Annotated in this window: 18 protein-coding genes; 6 read left to right on the forward strand and 12 right to left on the reverse strand. The window is 71.8% G+C overall.

Features of this window, described 5'->3' with window-relative positions; all coding sequences use genetic code 11:
- Positions 1-122: 122 nt before the first annotated feature.
- The 5 genes from ACJ5H2_RS19020 to ACJ5H2_RS19040 form a co-directional block, all read right to left on the reverse strand.
- Positions 123-554, reverse strand: coding sequence for a heat shock protein transcriptional repressor HspR (locus tag ACJ5H2_RS19020; RefSeq protein WP_408897004.1), 432 nt, complete (start codon positions 552-554; stop codon positions 123-125).
- On the reverse strand, positions 554-1777 hold the full coding sequence (gene dnaJ / locus ACJ5H2_RS19025) for a molecular chaperone DnaJ (protein WP_408897005.1): 1224 nt from the start codon (positions 1775-1777) through the stop codon (positions 554-556). Before dnaJ ends, ACJ5H2_RS19020 begins: the two co-directional genes overlap by 1 nt.
- Positions 1778-1819: 42 nt before the next feature.
- Complete coding sequence (grpE, locus tag ACJ5H2_RS19030; RefSeq protein WP_408897006.1) at positions 1820-2518, reverse strand: nucleotide exchange factor GrpE; 699 nt, start codon at positions 2516-2518, stop codon at positions 1820-1822.
- Entirely contained in the window at positions 2515-4374 is a 1860-nt protein-coding gene (dnaK, locus tag ACJ5H2_RS19035; RefSeq protein ID WP_408897007.1) for a molecular chaperone DnaK, read from the reverse strand. Before dnaK ends, grpE begins: the two co-directional genes overlap by 4 nt.
- Before the next feature lie 188 nt (positions 4375-4562).
- Positions 4563-5186 (reverse strand): FadR/GntR family transcriptional regulator, encoded by a 624-nt coding sequence (locus tag ACJ5H2_RS19040; protein WP_408897008.1) that lies wholly within the window; start codon positions 5184-5186, stop codon positions 4563-4565.
- 117 nt (positions 5187-5303) lie between these two features.
- Here ACJ5H2_RS19040 and ACJ5H2_RS19045 point away from each other — a divergent pair, with 117 nt between their 5' ends.
- Positions 5304-6647, forward strand: a complete 1344-nt coding sequence (locus tag ACJ5H2_RS19045) for an SLC13 family permease (RefSeq protein WP_408897009.1) — start codon at positions 5304-5306, stop codon at positions 6645-6647.
- A 9-nt stretch (positions 6648-6656) separates the two neighbouring features.
- Here ACJ5H2_RS19045 and ACJ5H2_RS19050 read toward each other — a convergent pair whose 3' ends face one another.
- Genes ACJ5H2_RS19050 through ACJ5H2_RS19065 form a run of 4 tightly spaced genes read right to left on the reverse strand, consistent with a single transcriptional unit; the run spans position 6657 to position 8923 of the window.
- On the reverse strand, positions 6657-7322 hold the full coding sequence (locus ACJ5H2_RS19050; RefSeq protein WP_408897010.1) for an HAD-IA family hydrolase: 666 nt from the start codon (positions 7320-7322) through the stop codon (positions 6657-6659).
- Positions 7323-7339: 17 nt separating this feature from the next.
- On the reverse strand, positions 7340-7942 hold the full coding sequence (locus ACJ5H2_RS19055) for a hypothetical protein (RefSeq protein WP_408897011.1): 603 nt from the start codon (positions 7940-7942) through the stop codon (positions 7340-7342).
- A 29-nt stretch (positions 7943-7971) separates the two neighbouring features.
- Complete coding sequence (locus tag ACJ5H2_RS19060; RefSeq protein ID WP_408897012.1) at positions 7972-8403, reverse strand: nuclear transport factor 2 family protein; 432 nt, start codon at positions 8401-8403, stop codon at positions 7972-7974.
- A 34-nt stretch (positions 8404-8437) separates the two neighbouring features.
- Positions 8438-8923 carry a nitroreductase family deazaflavin-dependent oxidoreductase gene (locus tag ACJ5H2_RS19065; protein WP_408897013.1) on the reverse strand — a complete coding sequence of 162 codons (486 nt, stop codon included), beginning with the start codon at positions 8921-8923 and terminating at the stop codon, positions 8438-8440.
- Between the two features lie 46 nt (positions 8924-8969).
- Here ACJ5H2_RS19065 and ACJ5H2_RS19070 point away from each other — a divergent pair, with 46 nt between their 5' ends.
- Both ACJ5H2_RS19070 and ACJ5H2_RS19075 read left to right on the forward strand, forming a co-directional pair.
- Positions 8970-9860: a TIGR03619 family F420-dependent LLM class oxidoreductase gene (locus ACJ5H2_RS19070; protein WP_408897014.1), complete on the forward strand. Its 891-nt coding sequence runs from the start codon at positions 8970-8972 to the stop codon at positions 9858-9860.
- The gene (locus ACJ5H2_RS19075) at positions 9860-11029 is read left to right on the forward strand and encodes a hypothetical protein (protein ID WP_408897015.1); all 1170 of its coding nucleotides are present in this window, start codon (positions 9860-9862) and stop codon (positions 11027-11029) included. The genes ACJ5H2_RS19070 and ACJ5H2_RS19075 overlap by 1 nt, the downstream gene beginning before the upstream one ends.
- A gap of 155 nt (positions 11030-11184) precedes the next feature.
- Here the strand turns inward: ACJ5H2_RS19075 and ACJ5H2_RS19080 are convergent, their stop codons facing one another.
- A complete protein-coding gene (locus ACJ5H2_RS19080; protein WP_408897016.1) occupies positions 11185-12033 on the reverse strand; it encodes an aldo/keto reductase in 849 nt (282 codons plus the stop codon).
- 151 nt (positions 12034-12184) lie between these two features.
- On the opposite strand from ACJ5H2_RS19080, the gene ACJ5H2_RS19085 reads away from it, so the two are divergent.
- Both ACJ5H2_RS19085 and ACJ5H2_RS19090 read left to right on the forward strand, forming a co-directional pair.
- Positions 12185-12979 carry an SDR family oxidoreductase gene (locus ACJ5H2_RS19085; RefSeq protein WP_408897017.1) on the forward strand — a complete coding sequence of 265 codons (795 nt, stop codon included), beginning with the start codon at positions 12185-12187 and terminating at the stop codon, positions 12977-12979.
- Between the two features lie 4 nt (positions 12980-12983).
- Positions 12984-14141, forward strand: a complete 1158-nt coding sequence (locus ACJ5H2_RS19090) for a sulfotransferase family protein (protein ID WP_408897018.1) — start codon at positions 12984-12986, stop codon at positions 14139-14141.
- 9 nt (positions 14142-14150) lie between these two features.
- Here the strand turns inward: ACJ5H2_RS19090 and ACJ5H2_RS19095 are convergent, their stop codons facing one another.
- Complete coding sequence (locus ACJ5H2_RS19095) at positions 14151-14510, reverse strand: VOC family protein (RefSeq protein WP_408897019.1); 360 nt, start codon at positions 14508-14510, stop codon at positions 14151-14153.
- A 104-nt stretch (positions 14511-14614) separates the two neighbouring features.
- Here ACJ5H2_RS19095 and ACJ5H2_RS19100 point away from each other — a divergent pair, with 104 nt between their 5' ends.
- The gene (locus ACJ5H2_RS19100) at positions 14615-15109 is read left to right on the forward strand and encodes a hypothetical protein (protein ID WP_408897020.1); all 495 of its coding nucleotides are present in this window, start codon (positions 14615-14617) and stop codon (positions 15107-15109) included.
- Between the two features lie 3 nt (positions 15110-15112).
- Here the strand turns inward: ACJ5H2_RS19100 and ACJ5H2_RS19105 are convergent, their stop codons facing one another.
- On the reverse strand, positions 15113-16534 hold the full coding sequence (locus ACJ5H2_RS19105) for a cytochrome P450 (protein ID WP_408897021.1): 1422 nt from the start codon (positions 16532-16534) through the stop codon (positions 15113-15115).
- Between the last annotated feature and the right edge of the window lie 30 nt (positions 16535-16564).

The raw sequence follows: 16564 nt of genomic DNA on the forward strand, positions 1-16564 counted from the left end.
TGTGGGGGCGCGAGGTGCGACTCGCGGGGGCGCGAGGTGTGACTTGCAGGGGCGCGAGGTGTGACTTGCGGGGGCGCGAGGCCCCAGAGCTCACACCTCGGGGCCCCAGAGCTCACACCTCGTCAGGGATTGCGCCGCCAGACGACGATGGACTGCCCGACGGTGGTGCCGGGCAGGGCGGGCAGGTTGCTCCGCGGAGCGGCGGGCCGGGCGGACGCGGCCTGACGCAGGGCCTCACGAGTGGCCTCGAGCTCGGCGACCAGCTCGGCGTTGCGAGCGCGCAGCGCGCTGACGGCGTTCTCGAGGTCGAGGATCCGCTTGACCCCCTCGATGCCGATCCCGGAGGCGGTGAGCCGCGCGATCTCGCGCAGCCGCTCGATGTCGCGGTAGGAGTAGCGCCGGCCGCCGCCACCGGTGCGCCCCGGCGTGATCAGCCCGACCCGCTCGTAGGTGCGCAGCGTCTGCGGGTGCAGTCCGCTGAGCTGGGCCGCGACGCTGATGACGTAGACGGCCTCCTCCTCGCCCGGAGGTCCCTGCGGCACCCGGGCGGCCATCAGCCGACGTCCTGGTGCTGGTCGCTGCGCTGCCCGGCCTCCTCGGCGAACAGCCCCGAGCGCAGGCGGGTGTCACCCGTGGCGGCGGCGTACTTCTCGAGCGCCTCGGTCGCCTCCGCGCTGAGCGTGCCCGGCACCTGGACCTCGACCGTCGCCAGCAGGTCGCCCCGCGAGCCGTCGGCCTTGGTGGCACCCTTGCCGCGCACGCGGAAGGTGCGTCCGTTCGGCGTCCCGGCCGGGACCTTGAGGGTCACCGGGGCGCCACCGAGGGTCGGGATGCGGATCTCGGCGCCGAGCGCCAGCTCCGGGAAGGACACCGGTACGTCGACCGTGAGGTGCTCCCCCTTGCGGCCGAACACGCGGTGGGGGGTGACCTTGACGGTGACGTAGAGGTCGCCCGCCGGACCGCCGTTCTCGCCCGGCGCGCCCTTGCCGCGCAGCCGGATCCGCTGTCCGTCCTTGACCCCGGCCGGGATCCGCGCCTGGATGGTCCGGGTGGACCGGCCCAGACCGGAGCCGTGGCAGGTCGGGCAGGGGTCGTCGTACACCAGCTGGCGTCCGCCGCAGGTCGGGCAGGTCTCGTTCATGGAGAACGCCCCGCCGACCGAGGCGGTGACGAAGCCGCTGCCCTCGCAGGTGGGGCACACGTGCGGCTGGGTGCCGGGCTTGCCGCCCGTGCCGCGACAGGTCGCACAGGCGCCGTCGGCGCTGACCCGCAGCGAGACGGTGGCGCCGTCGAGGGCCTCGGTGAAGCCGATCGTCGCGCTGGTCTCGAGGTCGGCACCGCGGCTGGCCCGCGGAGCGCGGGCCCGGCCGCGGCCGCCGCCCGCGCCGAACAGGTCACCGAACAGGTCGCCGAACCCGCCTCCGCCGCCGGCGCGGTCGCGGAGCAGGTCCTCGACGTTGACACCGCCCCCGAAGCCAGCCTGGCCGAAGCCGCCGCCGAAGCCTGCCCCGGCGGGGAAGCCGCCGCGGCTGAACATCTCCCGGGCCTGGTCGTACTTCTTGCGCTTCTCGGGGTCGCCGATGACGTCGTACGCCTCCGCGACCGCCTTGAACCGCTCGTGCTTGGCGGCGTCGTCGGGATGCGAGTCGGGATGGTTGGCGCGCGCGAGCTTGCGGTAGGCCTTCTTGATCTCGTCCTGCGTCGCGGACTTCGCGACGCCGAGCACCTTGTAGAAGTCCTTGTTCGCCCAGTCGGACCGGATCCCGTCGTCACTCATCGCGCACCTCCCTTCTCCTCCTCACCGGGGTGAGTCCTGTCCTCAAGCGGGGTCGACCACGAGCACCTGCGCGGCGCGGACCACGCGGTCGCCTATCTTGTAGCCGGCCTTGGCGACCACCTTGCACGTGGTCACCTCCACCTCGGCGTCGGCACCGATGTGCGAGAGCGCCTCGTGGATGGTGGGATCGAAGGCGTCGCCCGGCTCACCGAACTTCACCAGCCCGAGCCCCGCGACCACACGCTCGAGCTGCTCGGCCACGGCCTTGAAGCCACCCTCGAGCGGCTCGTGCTCGCGGGCCCGGTCGATGGTGTCGAGGACGTCGATGATCGGGGTGAGCGCGGCATAGGTCGCGTTCTCCCGCACGAGCTCCCGGTCCCGGTCGACGCGGCGCTTGTAGTTGAGGAACTCGGCCTGCAGGCGCTGCAGGTCGAGGGTCCGCTCCTCGAGCTCCATCTTCGTGACGGCGAGCTCGTCGGACTCCGGCGTCGGCTCGGCCTCCGACCGTACGTCCCCTGTCCCCTGGTCCTGGGGCACCTGGTCCTCGGGGGCCCGGTCCTCGGTGGCCTGGTCCTCGGTGGCCTGGTCCTCGGTCGCCTGGCCCTCGGTCGCCTGCTCCGGGGCCGCCTCGTCCGGGGTCGCCTCGGCGGCCGCGGCCGCCTCGGGCGTGGTGTCGCCCTCCGGCGAGGGAGCAGCCGCCTCCGGCTGCTCCCCCTCCGGGCGGACGTTGTCCTCGGTCACTTGGCGTCGCCCTCGGTGTCCTCGTCGATGATCTCGGCCTCGACGACGTCGTCGTCGGACTCACCGGTCGCCCCGGTGGAGCCCCCCGCCGCGGCGGAGTCGGCCTCGGCGGCGGCGTACATCGCCGCGCCCATCTTCTGGCTGGACTCGCCCAGCTTGGAGATGGCGGCGGTGAGGTCCTCGGCGCTCGCGTCGGCGTTCTCGAGGACGCCCTTGAGCGCCTCGAGGTCGGTGGTCACCTCGGCCTTGACGTCGTCCGGGATCTTGTCGCCGTTGTCCGCGAGGAACTTCTCGGTCGTGTACACCAGCTGGTCGCCCTGGTTGCGGGCCTCGACGGCCTCGCGACGCTTGGCGTCCTCCTCGGCGTACTGCTCGGCCTCCTTGACCATGCGGTCGATGTCGTCCTTCGACAGCGCGCTGCCGCCGGAGATGGTCATCGACTGCTCGCGACCCGACGCCTGGTCCTTCGCGGAGACGTGCACGATGCCGTTGGCGTCGATGTCGAAGGTGACCTCGATCTTCGGTACGCCGCGCGGCGCCGGCGGGAGACCCGTGAGCTCGAAGTTGCCGAGGGGCTGGTTCTGCGACCAGATGGCCCGCTCACCCTGGGCGACCTTGATCTCGACCGACGGCTGGTTGTCGTCGGCGGTGGTGAAGATCTCCGAGCGCTTCGTCGGGATGGTGGTGTTGCGCTCGATCAGGGTCGTGAACACGCCGCCCTTGGTCTCGATGCCGAGGCTCAGCGGGGTGACGTCGAGGAGCAGCACGTCCTTGACCTCACCGGCCAGGACGCCGGCCTGCAGCGCGGCTCCGACGGCGACGACCTCGTCGGGGTTGACTCCCTTGTTGGGCTCCTTGCCGCCGAGCAGCTCCTTGACCAGGTCGGTCACCGCGGGCATCCGGGTCGAGCCGCCGACGAGGACCACGTGGTCGATGTCGGAGAGCTTGACGCCGGCGTCCTTGAGGACGTTCTGGAAGGGGGCCTTGGTGCGCTCGAGCAGGTCGGCGGTGAGCCGCTGGAACTCCGAGCGGGTGAGCCGCTCCTCGAAGTGCAGCGGGCCGTTCTCGCCGTGGGTGATGTAGGGAAGGTGGATCGTGGTGTCGCTCGACGAGGACAGCTCGATCTTCGCCTTCTCGGCGGCCTCCTGCAGGCGCTGGGCGGCGATCTTGTCGGCGGAGAGGTCGACGCCGTTGGCGTCCTTGAACTTCTTGACCATCCACTCGACGATCGCGTTGTCCCAGTCGTCACCACCGAGGTGGTTGTCGCCGCTGGTGGCCTTCACCTCGACGACGCCCTCGCCGATCTCGAGCAGGGACACGTCGAAGGTGCCGCCGCCGAGGTCGTAGACGAGGATCGTCTGGTCGTCGCCCTTGTCGAGTCCGTAGGCCAGCGCGGCCGCGGTCGGCTCGTTGACGATGCGGTCGACCTTGAGGCCCGCGATCTCGCCGGCCTCCTTGGTGGCCTGCCGCTGCGCGTCGGAGAAGTACGCCGGCACGGTGATGACCGCGTTGGTGACGGTCTCGCCGAGGTAGGCCTCCGCGTCGCGCTTGAGCTTCTGCAGGATGAACGCCGAGATCTGCTGCGGCGTGAAGTCCTTGTCCACCGGGTCGCCGATGTGGGTGGTCCAGTCGGTGCCCATGTGGCGCTTGACCGACCGGATGGTGCGGTCGACGTTCGTGACGGCCTGGCGCTTGGCGACCTCGCCGACGAGCACCTCACCGCTCTTCGCGAAGGCCACGACGGACGGAGTGGTCCGAGCGCCCTCCGCGTTGGCGATGACCGTGGGCTCGCCGCCCTCGAGGACCGCGACGACGCTGTTCGTCGTACCGAGGTCGATGCCGACAGCTCGTGCCATGTGTGTCTCTCCTCCGTGCGTGAAGACGTTGGTGCAAGTTAGTTGAGCCGGATGGACTCAAGTCTGACATAGGGCCCAACCCGGGCACGCGCCGGGTTGTTCCCGCCGGGCGCCGCGGAACGCGCGACGGCCCCGGCAGCCGTGCGAGGTGGCTAGGCCACCGATCCGCCGGCCACCGAGGCGCGGACTCAGGCGTCGCCGAGCAGGCCGACGCAGGCAGTGGCGGCAGCCGCCGCGTCACCCCGGACGACCGCCTCGGCGAGCTCCCCGAGGCGCGCCTGCAGGTCGGCCGACGCGGCGGGGTCGGGCGCGTGCTCCGCCAGCGTGTCGTCGAGGTCGGCCAGCAGGGCGGAGCCGGCGAGGCGGCGTACGCACCGCCAGGTGTGCTCGAAGCTGCGCGGCCGGCCGTCGTCGGCGAGCATCGCCAGGCGCAGCGAGCCCTGCGGGTTGACCGCGGCGGCGCGGGCGATGCCGGCGAGCACGGCCTCCCGTGCGGCCACGACCTCGGCGCGTGGCCGCGTGTCGACGCCGGGGAGCAGGAGGCCGGCTCCCTCGGTGGCGGCGTCGCGCACCAGCGCACCCACGCCATGGCGCACCTCGATCCGGCCGCGGGTCTCGAGGGCCGCGAGCGCCCGCGACAGCGTCGCCCGGCTCACGCCGAGCTCGGCGGCCAGCTGGCGCTCCGGCGGCAGCCGGTCACCGCCCACCAGGCCCTGGGCCTCGATGAAGTCCGAGATGTGGCTCGCGAGCGTCTCGTAGAGACGCTCCCGGCGCAGGGGCGGCACCTGCGGGCGGTCACGCGGGGCGGGCATGGAGACATCCTAGCCATGCGGCCTGGTGGACAGGTGGATGAGCCACTGGCACACTCCAGGGGTCGTCCTATGACGCCGGTCACGTCCGTGGCCGGTCCCCGACCCGCAGGGAGAGCCATGTCCCACGAGCTGATCTCGCTCGCCGTCCTCGTCGTCGTCTTCCTCGTTGCGACCCTTCGGGGCGTCAACATGGGCGCGCTGGCCCTCGTGGCGTCCTTCGTCGTCGGCCTGGCGGTCTACAACGCGACCACCGAGGACGTCCTCGCCGGCTTCCCCAGCGGGCTCTTCGTGATCCTCGTGGGCGTCACCTACCTGTTCGCGCTCGCGAAGAACAACGGCACCGTCGACTGGATCGTGCACGGCGCCGTCCGAGCCGTCGGGGGGCGCGTCGCCCTCGTCCCCTGGGCCATGTTCCTGGTCTGCGCCGCGGTGACCGCGATCGGCGCGGTGAGCCCCGCGGCGGTCGCGATCGTCGCGCCCGTGGCCATGGGCTTCGCCCTTCGCTACGAGATCCACCCCGTGATGATGGGCATGATGGTCGTGCAGGGCGCGACGGCCGGGAGCTTCTCCCCCATCGGCATCTTCGGCTCGATCACCAACGGCGTGGTCGACACCAACGACCTGCCGGGCAACCAGGGGGTGCTGTTCGTGTCCACCTTCCTCGCCGCCACCACCATCGCCGCGATCACCTACCTCGCCTTCGGCGGGCGTGAGCTTCTCGCCCGGGGTCGGCAGGAGGTCGCCGTCGGCGCGGAGGCCGAGCAGGCGTCGTACGCCGCGACCCGCGGTGCCGCTCCGGCCACCCCGCACTCGGCGGTCGAGGCACGGCGGAGCATGCGTGCCGACAACCCGGGCGACGCCTCCCGCCTCGACCCCCAGCGTGCGCTGACCCTGGTCGGGCTGGCCGCGCTCATGGTGGGCGCGCTCGGCTTCGACCTCGACGTCGGCTTCACGGCGCTGACCATCGCGGTGGCACTCACCCTGGCGTTCCCGGCGTCGGCCAAGGGAGCGGTCGAGAAGATCAGCTGGGGCACCGTGCTGCTGATCGGCGGCATCGTCACCTACGTGACGCTGCTGCAGAACCAGGGCGTCGTCGACTGGCTCGGCGACGCCGTCGCGGACGTGGGCTCGCCCCTGGTGGCGGCGCTCCTCATCTGCCTGATCGGGGCCGTGGTGTCGGCCTTCGCCTCGACCACCGGCATCATCGGCGCCCTGATCCCGCTGGCGGTGCCCTTCCTGCTGACCGACCAGGTCAACGCGATCGCCCTGATCGCGGCGCTGGCGATCTCCAGCTCGGTCGTCGACTGCAGCCCGTTCTCCACCAACGGCGCCCTCGTGGTCGCCAACGCCGACCCCGACCAGCGGGAGATGGTGTTCCGACGGCTCATGCAGTGGGGCATGTCCATCGTCGTCGCGGCTCCGCTCGTGGCCTGGGCACTGCTGGTCGTCCCCACGGCCTGAGGCGCGCGGCTACAGGTCGCGTACGACGGCCGCGAGCTCGCGCGCGTCGCTCACCTCGACCAGCGGAGGCGGCCCCTCCGGGTCGACCGCGTGGCCGGGGCGGGCCAGCCGGACGACGGCGATCCCGGCCTCCAGCGCGCCGCGCACGTCGCGCCCGGACGCCGCGACGTGCACCAGTCGCTCCGGCGCCACCGCGCGCTCAGCGGCGAGGTAGATCGCCGGGTCCGGCTTGAAGGCACCGAGCCGCTGGGAGGTGAGCAACAGGTCGGGGTCGACCAGTGCCGCCGCCCGGGTACGCCGCGCGAGGTGGTCGTCGACGTTCGACAGCAGGCCGACCCGGGCGGCCGTGGCGACTCGGCGCAGGCCGTCGGCGACATCGGGCCACAGCGGCCAGGCGCCGATCCCGTCGTGCAGGCGAGCCAGGTCCGCGCCAGCGTGGCCGGGGTCGAGGCCGAGCTCGGCGTAGGCCCGCCGCAGCGCCATCCGCGAGACCTGCGTGAACGTCCACGGCGGCCGGGCCCGTCGCTGGAGCTCCTTGTTGTGGCGGTCCCAGACGTCGTACAGGGCACGGCCGTCGATCCCCCAGCCGCGCTGCTCGGCGATGGAGGCGAAGGCCGCGCCGGCGCCGGCACGGGTGTCGGTCGCCGCGCTGAACAGGTCGACGGTGACGATCACGGCGGGCGATCGGCCGATCAGCCGACGGTGACGCTGATCTCGTTGCTGATCGTCCCGCTGTCGCGGTCGACGACCCGGAAGCGGTTCACGCCGCTGACGCCGGTGAAGATGTAGCTGGAGAAGGTCCCGTTGGTGACGCCGACGCTCGCCGGGAAGTCCGCCCACTCGCCGTTCTCGAAGCGCTGCACCCACAAGATCGCGCCCTCGCCGCCGGGGTACACCCCGCTGAAGTAGATCCGCTCACCGCTCGCGACCGTCGTCGCGAGGGCCTGCAGCGAGATCTCGCCGGCGGCCGCGGTCTCGCTGGTCAGCTCGGTGGTCGGCTCCTCGTCGGGGAGCTCGGCCCCCTCGGACCCCTCCGGCTCGTCCGGGTCCTCGGTGTGGAGGGTGACGAGCGGCCCGGAGGCCTCGTCGGTCTCCACCGGCGAGGGGAGGTACATCGACTGACGGGCGCTCGCGCCGTCGGCCGCGTCCCCGCCGTCGCCGCCGATGCCGAGCACCTTGGTGCCGACGAGCGCCACGATGGCGAGGATCAGGCCCACGCCGACCGCGACCGCGAGCAGCGCCACCAGTCCGTTGAGCACGGGACGGTCGGCAGGAGGCTGCTGGTGGTCGCTCACCCGCCCATTGTCCAGACGGCCCGAAGAAATCAGAAACCGCGCGTCCAGACGACCTTCTCGTGCAGCCGACGCGAGCGCCACCCGTCGGTCGTGCGCACGAAGGTGTGCTCGTAGCGTCCGCCGACCTCGACCACCCGCTCCCCGCCCGCGCCGTCCGAGACGCGCATCGGGTTGTGGAAGTACGCCGTCACCTCGGCCTCGTCGCCGCCGGCGGCGAAGGCGCAGGCGACCTGACCGAGCATGTGGATCCGGTGCGTCGAGAAGCCGGGCAGCGCCTCGGCGAGCCAGGCCTTCACCACCGGGTAGCTGTCGGCGACGCCGCCGCTCTCGGTGTAGTCGATCTGCGCGTCCGGGACGAAGACCGCGTCGAGACGGTCGAAGTCGCCCTCGTCGATCGCGAGGGTGTAACGAGTAAGCGCGTCGGCGATCTCCGCGCGGTCGATCAGCTCCTGGACGTCCACAGCACTCTCCTCGGGGGACTCGGTCTCGGGTCGGTCAGCGCGGCTCGAGGACGACGACCGGGATCTCGCGGTCGGTCCAGGCCTGGTAGCTCTCGAAGTCGGCGTACAGGTCGACCAGCCGCGGCCACAGTCGCGCCCGCTCCTCGGGGCCGGCGACCCGCGCACGCACGGCACGGTCGCGCTCCCCGGGTACGGCGACGGTCGTCTCCGGGCTGGCGACGAGGTTGTGGAACCACTGGGGGTTCCGGGGCAGCCCACCCTGCGAGGCGACGACCACCAGGTCCGGCCCGTCGGCCAGGTAGAGCAGCGGCGTCGTGAACCGCCTCCCGCTCCTGCGACCGACGTGATCGAGCAGCAGCACCGGCACCGGCTTCCTCCAGCCCGCTCCGATCCGCCACGTCGCGCCGACCCGCCCGTTGGTCAGCCGGTAGACCGCCACGTTCGCCTTGGCGCCGTACTTGATGAGCTGGGCGACGATCGGCCGGTCGAGGCCGTTCGGCTTCGGCTTGGTGGCGGGCATGACTCTCACTCTGGCACAGATCTAGAACACGTTCTACTGTGAGCCCATGCGCTTCTCCTTCGCCGAGGGCATGACCCATGCCGACTACTACGCCCCGCTCGCCCAGGCCTGCGAGGCCGCCGGCTACACCTCGATGACGATCGCGGACAGCCTGATCTACCCCCAGGAGTCCGACTCGAAGTACCCCTACACCGACACCGGGGACCGCGAGTTCCTGCTCGGCAAGGAGTTCATCGAGACCTTCATCCTGTGCGCCCACCTGTTCGCGGTGACCGAGACGCTCCGACTGACGCCGTTCGTGCTCAAGCTGCCGATCCGGCCGCCCGTGCTCGTGGCGAAGCAGGCCTCCTCCCTGGCCCACCTGTCGAAGAACCGGCTCGGCCTGGGCGTCGGCCTCTCGCCGTGGCCCGAGGACTTCGCTGCCCTCGGCGTCCCCTGGGAGCGGCGCGGCAAGCGGATGGACGAGTGCATCGACATCCTGCGCGGGCTCACCCAGCCCGGCGACGAGCCGACCTTCTTCGGCTACCAGGGCGAGTTCTTCCAGTTCGAGCCGCTCCAGCAGTGCCCGGCGCCCACCGAGCGGATCCCGCTGCTCGTCGGCGGACACTCGGACGCGGCCCTGCGCCGCGCCGTACGCAAGGGGGACGGGTGGATGCACGCCGGCGGCGACGGCGAGGAGCTCGACCGGCTGCTCACCCGGCTGGCGGAGATCCGCGCCGAGGAGGGCGACACCCGGGACGACTTCGAGGTGCACGTCATCTCCTACGACGCCTACACCCTCGACGGCATCAAGCGCCTCGAGGACAAGGGCGTCACGGACTGCATCGTGGGCTTCCGCGTGCCCTACATCAAGGGGCCGGACACCGAGCCGCTGGAGACCAAGATCAAGCACCTCGAGCAGTACGCCGAGAACATCATCGCCAAGGCGGCCGGCTGATGAGCGCGGCGCTCGGGCTCACGAGGCCGCTGCAGGAGGCGATCGCCGAGGCGGAGGAGCTGATCGCCAACGCGCCCTTCATCACGACCGAGGCGGACCGGCTCGAGGGCTACGACTACCTCGCCGGGCGGATCCGGATGGCGATGCAGACCGCCTTCGACTACGACCTCGAGCAGCCGCTTTTCATCAACCCGACGCACCAGTTCTCCCGCCAGGGCCTGGACAACCCCGACGCGGTCTACCTCCACGCCTACCTCCGCGAGGGAGTCGAGTACGTCGTCCGCGGCCGTCGAGGCACGTCCGCCGACCTCTCGTTCCAGGTCATGGGTGGCGCCTACAGCGCCGACTCGGCGGCTACCTCGCTGCTGGCCTTCGACGAGCGCGAGCTGGAGATCGGTCCCGACGGCACGTTCGAGTTCACCTACGTCGCCGAGCCTGGCGCGAAGACGCTGATCGTGCGCGAGGTCTTCAACGACTGGGACACCGAGGAGCGCGGCACCCTGACCATCGAGCGGGTGGACACCCTGGGGCGGCCGCGCCGCGCGCTGACCGAGGACGTCGTGCGCAAGAGGTACGAGGTCGCGGCGCGGTCCCTGACCGGGTCCATCCAGACGTGGTTCGCCTTCCCGCACTTCTTCCAGTACAAGGAGCCGGTCAACACCCTGACCGCGCCTGCCTCCACCCCCGGGGGCCTCTCGTCGCAGTTCTCGTCGATCGGCCACTACGAGCTGGCCGAGGACGAGGCGATGGTCGTCACCGTCCCCCGCTGCGACGACTGCACCTACCAGGCGATCCAGATCGGCTCGGACTGGTACGCCTCGACCGACTACGAGACGCACCAGACGTCGCTGACCAAGGCGCAGGCGCTCACCGACCCCGACGGGGCGATGCGCTTCGTGATCTCCGAGCAGCCTCCCGCCCTGCTCGACGGCTCCCCTGCCCCGGCCGCGAACTGGCTGGAGACCACCGGCCACCGCACGGGCCCGGTCATGCTGCGCTGGCAGCAGCTCAGCCGCGGGCTGTCGGCCGAGGACGGCCCGAGCGTCGAGGTGATGCCGGTCAGCGAGGTCGCCAAGCGGCTGCCGGGGCTGGTCGGGCTGACGCCCGAGCAGTACGCCGCGCGGATCGCCGCCCGCCAGCGCGCCGTGGCTCGCCGGATGATCAGCTGACGAGGTGTGACGCGCGGGGGCGCGAGGTGCGAGCCCCGGGGGTGCGAGGTGTGAACCCCGGGGCATCGAGGATGCGGATCCGTACCCCCACAGCTCACACCTCGAGGGCCCACGACTCACACCTCGCGGGCCCACGACTCACACCTCGCGGGGGATCAGTCGGGGATCCAGTCGAAGGTGTCCGGGTTCGGGCCCTGGCGACCCGCCTCGCCCTTGTCGAGGGCGGCGAGGGAGGCGACCTCGTCGGCGGTGAGCGCGAAGTCGAAGACCTCGAAGTTCTCCGCGAGCCGCGTCCTGCTCAGGGACTTGGGGAAGACGATGTCGCCGCGGTCGAGCGCCCAGCGCAGCAGCACCTGGGCCGGCGTCTTGCCGTGCCGCTCGGCGAGGGCGGTGACGGCCGGGTCGGTCAGCTCGCCGCCGCCCTGACCGAGCGGCGACCACGCCTGGACCCGCGCCCCGTGGCGGGCGGTCGCGGCGCGGACCGCCTCGTTGGCGAAGTACGGGTGCGCCTCGACCTGGTTGACGGCCGGCACCACCCCGGTCGCCTCGACGATGCGGTCGAGGTGCTCGGGCTGGAAGTTCGAGACGCCGACGGAGGTGGTCAGGCCGGCCTCGCGCAGCTCGAGCAGCGCCTCCCAGGTGGAGACGAAGTCGCCGTCGTACCTCGTCGGCAGCGGCCAGTGGATGAGGAAGAGGTCGACCTTCTCCAGGCCGAGCTTGTCGAGGGAGACCTTCAGCGAGTCCTTCGCAGCGGCGGGCTCGTGCCGGTTGTTGTTGAGCTTCGTGGTGACGTAGAGCTCCTCGCGAGCGAGGCCCGAACGCGCGATGGCGGCGCCGACGCCCTCCTCGTTGCCATACATCTGGGCGGTGTCGACGTGGCGGTAGCCGATCTCGAAGGCGTCGGACACCACCCGCTCGGTGTCCTCCTGCGGCACCTGCCAGACGCCGAGGCCGAACTGGGGGATGGTGGTCTGGTCGTTGAGGTCGATGCTGGGAATGCTCACCCCGGTTGCAACCATCGTCGGCGCCGACTATTCCGTGCGCAGTACGACGACCCGGAGCCGGGCGCCCCCTTCCCGAAAACTGAAACACGTTCTACACTTCGTGTCGCTCGCTCGTCCCTCACGAGCTCCTCAGTGACCGAAAGGACCGGCGATGGTGGATCTGCTGACCGACAAGGTCGTCGTGCTCTCCGGCGTCGGGCCGGGCCTGGGCCGCGCGCTCGGCGAGGAGGCCGCGAAGATGGGTGCGGACCTCGTGCTCGCCAGCCGGACCCCCGCGCGGCTGGAGAAGATGGCGGAGGTGGTCCGCTCCTACGGTCGCCGCGCGCTCGTCGTACCGACGGACATCACCGACGAGGACCAGCGCAAGCAGCTCGTCGAGGCTGCGCTCGAGGAGTTCGGCAGGGTCGACTGCCTCATCAACAACGCCTTCGGCATCCCGCCCATGGACCCGATCAGCACCCTCGACCTCGACGGCCTGCGCAACGCCAACGAGACCAACGTCTTCGCCCCGCTGCGGCTCTCCGCGCTCTTCGCGGACGCGCTCGCGCAGACCGAGGAGAAGCCCGGCGGCTCGGTCATCATGGTCAACTCCTGCGTCATCTACAGCAGCCAGCCCGAGTACTCCGGCTACAAGCTGTCCAAGGGCACCCTCGAGCACCTGGCGTCGTCGCTGGCCACCGAGCTCGGCCCCCGGGGAATCCGCGTCAACAGCGTGGCGCCGTCGTACATCTACGAGGACGTCAACAAGGCCTACTTCGACTGGATCGCGCAGGAGACCGGACGGACGCACGAGGAGGTGTACGCCGAGAAGGCGGCGCCGACCGACCTCAAGCGCCTGGCCACCCCCGACGAGGTGGCCCGCGCCACCTTGTTCCTGGCCTCCGACCTGGCCTCGGCGGTGACCGGTGTGATGCTCAACGTCGACTGCGGCGAGTTCCGGGCCTGAGTCGATGAGCGAGCCCCGCCAGCGCGTCGACGTCGGCACCTTCGAGGACATCTGCGCGGCCGCCACGCGCACCACCGGCCTGACCGACTTCGGCTTCGCCGACGCCCCCGGTCACGAGGAGGCCTTCCGGATCCTCGTCGAGGACCTGGGCTCGGCGGACGCGGGCCTGACCGGGGTCGGCAACTACTTCATGCGCTCCCAGGTCAAGAGCGCCCTCGTCGCCCGGCTGCTGACCCAGGCCCGGTTCGCCGAGCATCCCCAGCACGCCGACGTCGCGATCGAGCGCCCGCTCTTCGTGCTGGGCCTCCCCCGGACGGGCACCACCGCGCTGAGCCGCCTGCTCTGCGCGGACCCGGCCCACCAAGGGCTCGAGATGTGGCTGACCGAGTTCCCCCAGCCGCGGCCACCGCGGGAGACGTGGGAGGACGACCCGGTCTTCACCGCGATGCAGGCGGCGTTCCGGGAGCATCACGTCACCAACCCCGAGTTCATGGGCATCCACTACTCCGACGCCACCGAGCCCGAGGAGTGCTGGCGGGTGCTCCGGCAGACCGGCAAGTCACTCGGCTTCGAGTCGCTGGCCCACATCCCGACGTACTCACGCTGGTTGGCCACCCAGGACTGGACCGACGCCTACGAGCGGCACCGGCGGAACCTGCAGCTGATCGGCCTGCAGGACCAGGACCGGCGCTGGGTGCTGAAGAACCCCTCCCACCTGATCGCCCTCGACGCCCTGCTGACGGTCTACCCGGACGCGCTCGTCGTGATGACCCAGCGCGACCCGGTCACGTCGGTCGCCTCCGCCTGCTCGCTCTCGGCCGAGGCCACTGCCGGACACTCCACGACCTTCGTCGGCGAGACCCTCGGCCGGGACCAGCTCGGCCACCTGGGCCGGCAGTGGGACGCGTTCTGGCAGGCGCGACAGAAGTACGACGAGCGGCAGTTCTTCGACGTGGACTACCGGGCGTTCGTGCAGGACCCGGTGGGCACGGTGGGCGCGATCTACGACGCGTTCGGGCTCACCTGGAGCCAGCCGGCGCAGGAGGCCGTGCGTCGGCTCGACGAGGAGTCGCGCAGCGGCCCCCGGCGCCCCTCCCACCGCTACGACCTGGCGGACTACGGGCTCACCGAGGACGAGGTCCGCGAGCGCTTCTCCCGCTGAGCCGGCGGCTCACGACCGGCACAGACAGAAGGGGTGCCCGGCGGGGTCGAGGAAGACGCGGAAGCTCGTGCCGGGCTGGTGCGGGTGCTTGGTGGCGCCGAGCGCGAGGGTCGCGGCCTCCGCCTCGTCGAGGTCGTCGACGTCGACGTCGAGGTGGACCTGCTGCGGCACCTCCTGGCTCGGCCACTCCGGCGCGCGGAAGTCCTCGACCCGCTGCAGGTGGATGTGGTGGTCTCCGGAGGAGACCGTCGCCCAGGAGCCGTCGTCGTCGACGCTCGACCTCCAGCCGAGCAGGGCGCCGTAGAACTCGGCGAGGACTCTCGGGTCCGGGCAGTCGATCACGAACTGGGGATTGCGTGCGATGGCCATGCGCCGACGCTAGATGCGGCCACCGACATCCGGCCGCACGCTGTCGTCCACAGGGGCGATGCAGCGAGGTTTGTCCCCAGGGACGCGCGGCCGAGGCTGTCGTCATGAGCCACGTCATCGCATCCGTCCCGTCCCGCACAGCCGAGCCCTGCGGCCCGCCCGCCGTCTCCGTGAGCGTCCCCCGCCGCTGGTCGTCCCTCGACAGCCCGGTCCCCGGGGTCGCCCTGCTGGCCCGAGCGCCGGCGGCGGCCACGTCCGGCTTCACGCCGGAGCTGGTCCTCCACACCACGCCCGTCGACGCGGCGCTCCCCCTCGCGCCGTGGCGCGAGGAGGCCGTCGGCGCGCTCGCGGCCCAGCTGGCCGCCTTCGAGGTCGAGGACGCCGACCTGGTCGACCTCGACGGCGAGCCGGCCGCCTACCTCCGCTTCTCCCACCGCCTCGGCGGCGTCGACGTGGTGTGCGACCAGTGGGCATGGCTGCGCGACGGGCTCGGCGTCACGCTGACGTGCACCGTCGCCCGCGCCGACTACGCGGACTACTGCGACCTCTTCGAGGAGGTCGCCATGACCGTTCGCCTGGTGCCGCGCGCCGCCGCGTGAGCCTCAGCGCGCCCGGACCCGGATCCGCGCGCCGCGGCGCGGGACGCTGGTGATGTTGCGGACCTTCGGCACGTCGGTGCCGACCGCGGCGACGTCGTACGCGCCGAACACCGCGCGCAGCACCTCGACCCCCTCCATCAGCGAGAACCCGGCCCCGATGCAGCGGCGCACGCCGCCGCCGAACGGGATCCACACCGTCAGCGGGGGCACGTCGTCGCCCAGGAAGCGCTCCGGGCGGAAGACCTCGGGGTCGGGGAAGCTCTGCTCCCGCTGGTGGCTGAGGATGATCGACGGCCCGACGGTGGTGCCGCGCGGCAGCTCCCAGCCGCCCACGGTCGCGTCCTCCATCAGGGTCCGCACGACCATCGGGATGATGGGATGCAGCCGCATCGACTCCTTGAGCACCGCCTCCAGCCAGGCGTCGTCGCCCTCGTCGACCGCACGCTGGGTGCGCGCCAGCAGGTCGGGGTTGCGCCCGACCTCGACGAGCGCCCACGAGAGTGCCGACGCGGTCGTCTCGTGACCGGCGAGGAGCAGGGTGACGAGCTGGTCGCGGAGCTCGACGTCGGACAGCCCGCCCTCGCCGGGCGCTGCCTCCGGGTCGTGCGCCGCCAGCAGGCGGGACAGTACGTCGGAGCGGTCGGCCAGGTCGGCGGCGCTGCGGCGCTCGCGGATCTCGGCGTACATGAGGCGGTCGAGCTCGACCTGGTTGTCGACCGTACGCCGCCAGGGACCGAGCCGCTGGAGGCGCGGGTAGGCCCAGCCGAGCAGGATCGCCGGGCTGATCTCGACCGTCCGGTTGACGGCCGGGCGGAGCCGGGCCAGCCGCTCGTCGTCGGTCACCCCGAACACGACGCGCAGGATCACCTCGAGGGTGAGGGCGTTCATCCTCTCGAGCGCGCGGAAGTCCTCGCCCTCGCGCCACCGTCCGACCTCGTCGGCGGCGACCTCGGCGACCAGGGAGCGGTAGCCGCGCAGGGCGTGCCCGAGGAAGGCGGGCATGAGCAGCTTGCGGGCGCGGTGGTGCTCGCCGGAGTCCTGCAGGAGCAGGGAGTGCTCGCCCATGATCGGACCCAAGATCGCGTTGCCCCGACCGGCGTGGAAGACCTCGGGGTCACCGCCGAAGATCTCCTTGGTCGCCTCCGGGGACGCGAAGAGCACGAGCGGGCGGTTCCCGGGGATGAGGTTGACGGTGAACACGTCGCCGTACCTGCGTTGCAGCCACGGGTGGAACTGGTGCCGGAAGCGCATGAGCGCGACCGTCTGGACCAGGGCCGGCCACCGGGGGCCCGGGGGCAGACGGTCGAGCGGCACCGGCGGCAGATCGCCGCCGCCCACGACGCTCATCCGTCGGAAGCGGCGCATGGTGAGCGGCAGGGTGTCGTCCTGCGCCGGGTCGGCCGGTCGGGATCCCGTGGTCGTCACCGTGGCGACGCTACGCCGCGGTGACCCGCA

Origin of the sequence: Nocardioides pymetrozini, assembly GCF_046058985.1 — a bacterium.
Taxonomy (GTDB): Bacteria; Actinomycetota; Actinomycetes; order Propionibacteriales; family Nocardioidaceae; genus Nocardioides.

Excerpts from the sequence above, each read along its gene's own strand:
- ACJ5H2_RS19020 (WP_408897004.1), bottom strand. The coding sequence starts at position 554 with ATGGCCGCCCGGGTGCCGCAGGGACCTCCGGGCGAGGAGGAGGCCGTC.
- dnaJ (WP_408897005.1), bottom strand. The coding sequence starts at position 1,777 with ATGAGTGACGACGGGATCCGGTCCGACTGGGCGAACAAGGACTTCTAC.
- dnaK (WP_408897007.1), bottom strand. The coding sequence starts at position 4,374 with ATGGCACGAGCTGTCGGCATCGACCTCGGTACGACGAACAGCGTCGTC.
- ACJ5H2_RS19040 (WP_408897008.1), bottom strand. The coding sequence starts at position 5,186 with ATGCCCGCCCCGCGTGACCGCCCGCAGGTGCCGCCCCTGCGCCGGGAG.
- ACJ5H2_RS19045 (WP_408897009.1), top strand. The coding sequence starts at position 5,304 with ATGTCCCACGAGCTGATCTCGCTCGCCGTCCTCGTCGTCGTCTTCCTC.
- ACJ5H2_RS19065 (WP_408897013.1), bottom strand. The coding sequence starts at position 8,923 with ATGCCCGCCACCAAGCCGAAGCCGAACGGCCTCGACCGGCCGATCGTC.
- ACJ5H2_RS19070 (WP_408897014.1), top strand. The coding sequence starts at position 8,970 with ATGCGCTTCTCCTTCGCCGAGGGCATGACCCATGCCGACTACTACGCC.
- ACJ5H2_RS19075 (WP_408897015.1), top strand. The coding sequence starts at position 9,860 with ATGAGCGCGGCGCTCGGGCTCACGAGGCCGCTGCAGGAGGCGATCGCC.
- ACJ5H2_RS19085 (WP_408897017.1), top strand. The coding sequence starts at position 12,185 with ATGGTGGATCTGCTGACCGACAAGGTCGTCGTGCTCTCCGGCGTCGGG.
- ACJ5H2_RS19090 (WP_408897018.1), top strand. The coding sequence starts at position 12,984 with ATGAGCGAGCCCCGCCAGCGCGTCGACGTCGGCACCTTCGAGGACATC.
- ACJ5H2_RS19095 (WP_408897019.1), bottom strand. The coding sequence starts at position 14,510 with ATGGCCATCGCACGCAATCCCCAGTTCGTGATCGACTGCCCGGACCCG.
- ACJ5H2_RS19100 (WP_408897020.1), top strand. The coding sequence starts at position 14,615 with ATGAGCCACGTCATCGCATCCGTCCCGTCCCGCACAGCCGAGCCCTGC.